Genomic DNA, 3,718 nt, shown 5'->3' with positions numbered 1-3,718 from the left:
TCGAAGTTCTTGCTATCAGACATATGTGCGCTCACAGGAGCCTCCCAGGACAAATCACCCTGGAGACTCCCAGATCAGCGAACCAGCCGCTACGTGGGGTGACCTACGCGCTTACTTTCCTTCGCACACAGCGGTCGCTCACCGCACGCCAAACGGGATGCAGACTGATTCGGATTTGCTGTCGTGATGTTCATAGCCGTGACGCGGGTGGCTATGCGCCGAACCCACCGGCAGTCACCGCCATCCCTGGCGTTAGTGGAGGTCCGTGTGCTTTGGCACGCGGATAGAAGCGCAGTTGAACACGAAACCCAGTGGTCAGCTACTCTCGGAGCCGGCCTTGTCAATATACCAGCGGACGAGGGTTCTCATTGCATGACATGCCTCTGAAGCAATCTTTGCATCGAAACCCGACCCCTGCCGCATTTCGGGGAGTGGCAACGAGATCTGCACGCCCTTGCCCTTCGAGAATTGGGTCGTGACGGCACCGTCGGGTCTCTCCAAACGAAATCGCAAATGCTCCGCCGCATCTGCAGTCTTGGCAATCAAATCTATCTGTCCCGCTGGTGCCTTCACCGACGTCCAAAGCCGGTGACGCAGCCAGACATGATCTGGCAGGCGCGAATGGCGGATCGGGTCTATCCAGGAATCGCCATCGTAGTAGCTGTCGCGGAGAGGCGGGAAACTGAGCGCCAGGTCCTCCGCCGCGCACCACCTGGCAACGAAGTGCAGATAGTCTGCTTTCATCCGGTGCAATGCGGGGTCGGGGATTGTGACGCCGGATGTTGCGCGCTTTCTCAGTGCGCGTTCAATAATTGCGCGGCGATACGCCACCCGTTTAAGGTCCGGCGATCGAAGCAGCCTCGCCACTGTCTCCAAATCGATGCTGGCATCGTATTCTTCACGCTCACCGCGATAAGACGCTGGGGCGGCCAAGATGCACCAAACCTGGTCCCAACCCATCCCACGCATCCGTTCGGCATATGCCAGATACCGCTCCGCTTGTCGCACGCCAGGGCCGGCTGTGATCTTGTCCTCGATAAGGAGCGCGACGCGCAGTTCACCCGCGTCACCCTCGACGAGAATATCCCCGAAGCCCTCACCGCCGAGGCTTGGCCCGGGAACCGCCATCGACACCCGAAAGTCCGGGCAGGATAGTTGAGGTCGGCAGGCTGACAGAAACCGCCCTGCGAAAGAGGCATCGCAAGAAAACTCCTCGGCCAGCAAGTGGTCAATCTCCACTTCCTGCGCTGATTTCCGCAGACCCTCCATGCCCCTGTCCATGCACTTTTATACCACGATCACCCAGCTCATCCCCGTGTGGTGAGCTGCCCCGTTGCATCAAAAATGATAGTTCAAACCGGTACGGAGGAGATGCATATCGGCCTTGCCATCGAAGCCGACCGTGACCCCGGGCTCGGAGAAGGTGAAGGTGTTGTCTGTGTTTCGGCATGCAAATTTGACCCCCTTGGCGGGGTAATCGGCGTCCAATTTTGACCCCCCTCAGATTTCATCTGACCATCCGGCTTTTTGCGGCGGATGGAGCGGGAGTTGAAGCGAGTGGATACGATTGCGCGTGTTCGACGGGCCTTCCATGTGCAGGGCTGGTCGGTGAAGAAGATCGCTCGAGAACTGCACGTGTCGCGCAACACGGTTCGCAAGATACTGCGCTCCAACGAGACGGACTTCACCTATGAGCGAGAGCGGCAACCGCTACCAAGGATCGGGGCCTGGAAGGCCGAGATCGAGCGGTTTCTGACAGCCAACGAGGGTAAGCCATCGCGTGAACGGCTGACGCTGATCCGGATTTACGAAGAGGTCCGGGCGCTCGGTTACGATGGCAGCTATGATGCGATCCGTCGATATGCCAAGGCCTGGGCAAAGAACCGGGGAGCCGTGACGACGGATGCCTATGTTCCCCTCTATTACGCACCCGGCGAAGCCTACCAGTTTGACTGGAGCCACGAGATCATTGTGATCAACGGCGTGACGACGACCGTCAAGGTCGCCCATGTCCGGCTCTGCCACAGCCGGATGATGTTCGTCCGGGCCTATATGCGCGAGAGCCAGGAGATGGTCTTCGATGCCCATGATCGGGCCTTCGCGTTCTTTCGGGGCACCTGCACACGCGGCATCTACGACAACATGAAGACGGCGGTCGAAGCGGTGTTCGTCGGCAAGGAGCGGCAATACAATCGCCGCTTCCTGCAGATGTGCAGCCACTATCTCGTTCAGCCTGTTGCCTGCACGCCCGCATCCGGATGGGAGAAGGGACAGGTTGAGAACCAGGTTGGCCTCGTGCGCGAACGCTTCTTTACCCCGCGCCTTCGCGTCAAAAGCCTGGAAGAGCTGAACGTCTGGCTGCTCGACAAGTGTATCGCCTATGCAAAAGCCCACCGTCATCCCGAACAAGCAGACCGGACGATCTGGCAGATGGTCGAGGCGGAGCGCGGCAGCCTCGTCCATTATGTCGGGCCGTTCGACGGTTTCCACTGCGTCCCTGCCTCGGTGTCGAAGACCTGCACGGTCCGCTTCGACAACAACAAATACTCCGTCCTGTCGACGGCGGTCGGCCGTCCTGTCGAGGTTCATGCCTATGCCGAGAAGATCGTGATCCGGCAGGATGGCGTGAACGTCGGTGAGCATCCGCGTTGCTTTGGCCGTGGCGAGACGGTCTACGATCCCTGGCATTATGTGCCCGTTCTGGCGCGTAAACCCGGTGCTCTGCGCAACGGTGCGCCGTTCCGGGAATGGGTCTTGCCCGCAGCGATGGAGAAAGTGCGTCGGCGGCTGAAGAGCGTCCATGATGGTGATCGGCAAATGGTCACCATTCTCGGCTGTGTTCCCGCCGATGGCCTGGCGGCCGTCGATGCCGCCTGCCAGGAGGCTTTAGATCACGGCGTCTGCTCGGCCTCGGTGATCATCAACATTCTGGCCCGAAGCCGTGATCCGGCTCCGGCCGCAATCTTGCAAACCCCGGATGCGTTGCGGCTGACCCATGAGCCGGTCGCCGATTGCGCACGCTATGACAGGCTCAGGAGGGCAAGCTGATGGAACGCACACAGGTTCTCGAACTGATGAGCACGCTCAAGCTCTACGGAATGCGCAGCGCTTATGACGAGGTCATGGGCAACGGTATCAAGCGGCAGCACGAACCGCCGCGCATCGTTGGCGACCTGCTACAGTCGGAGATTGCCGAGAANCAACGCAACGTCGTCCTCGTCGGCGGCACGGGAACCGGAAAGAGCCATCTGGCCATCGCCATTGCCCGAGCCCTCATCCGCAACGGAACACGCGGGCGCTTCTTCAACGTCGTCGATCTGGTCAATCGGTTGGAAACGGAAACACGCAGCGGCAAGCAGGGGCGGACGGCGGACTACCTCACTCGTCTCGACTTCATCATCCTCGACGAACTCGGATACCTGCCGTTCGCTCAGGCCGGCGGCCAGCTCCTGTTCCATCTCATCAGCAGGCTTTACGAGCGCACCTCGATCATCGTCACCACAAACCTTGCCTTCGGCGAATGGCCCACGGTGTTCGGTGATGCCAAGATGACGACCGCGCTCCTCGACCGTCTGACCCATCATTGCGAGATCGTCGAGACCGGAAACGAGTCCTGGCGCTTCAAGAACCGCTCTCAAAGCTCACATGAGGGGTTTGGCGTCAAGACATCGGATGCATCCTCCCCGTGTGCTGTCGGATTCATGGTCTGAGCCTTTTC

General features: G+C 59.9%; 2 protein-coding genes and 2 pseudogenes. 3 read left to right on the top strand and 1 reads right to left on the bottom strand.

What is annotated here, in order from left to right:
- Positions 1-315: 315 nt before the first annotated feature.
- A complete protein-coding gene (locus EET67_RS07665; protein ID WP_128625582.1) occupies positions 316-1,269 on the bottom strand; it encodes a hypothetical protein in 954 nt (317 codons plus the stop codon).
- Between the two features lie 279 nt (positions 1,270-1,548).
- Between EET67_RS07665 and istA the strand changes: the two are divergent.
- The 3 genes and pseudogenes from istA to EET67_RS07655 all read left to right on the top strand — a co-directional run.
- A pseudogene (gene istA / locus EET67_RS07660) lies at positions 1,549-3,115 on the top strand (IS21 family transposase).
- A pseudogene (locus EET67_RS26060) lies at positions 3,048-3,199 on the top strand (IS21-like element helper ATPase IstB); the annotation flags it as partial. The pseudogenes istA and EET67_RS26060, both read left to right, overlap by 68 nt.
- A 1-nt stretch (position 3,200) precedes the next feature.
- A partial coding sequence (locus tag EET67_RS07655) for an ATP-binding protein (protein ID WP_245450784.1) occupies positions 3,201-3,710 on the top strand: 510 nt, incomplete at its 5' end.
- Positions 3,711-3,718: the final 8 nt, after the last annotated feature.

The sequence above is a fragment of the Borborobacter arsenicus genome, assembly GCF_003934165.1.
Taxonomy (GTDB): domain Bacteria; phylum Pseudomonadota; class Alphaproteobacteria; order Rhizobiales; family Rhizobiaceae; genus Pseudaminobacter; species Pseudaminobacter arsenicus.
The sequence above is the reverse complement of the archived record's forward strand: the minus strand, read 5'-3'. Positions and strand labels throughout refer to the sequence as shown.

Coding starts and splice junctions, on each gene's coding strand:
- EET67_RS07665 (WP_128625582.1), bottom strand. CDS start 1,269: ATGGAGGGTCTGCGGAAATCAGCGCAGGAAGTGGAGATTGACCACTTG.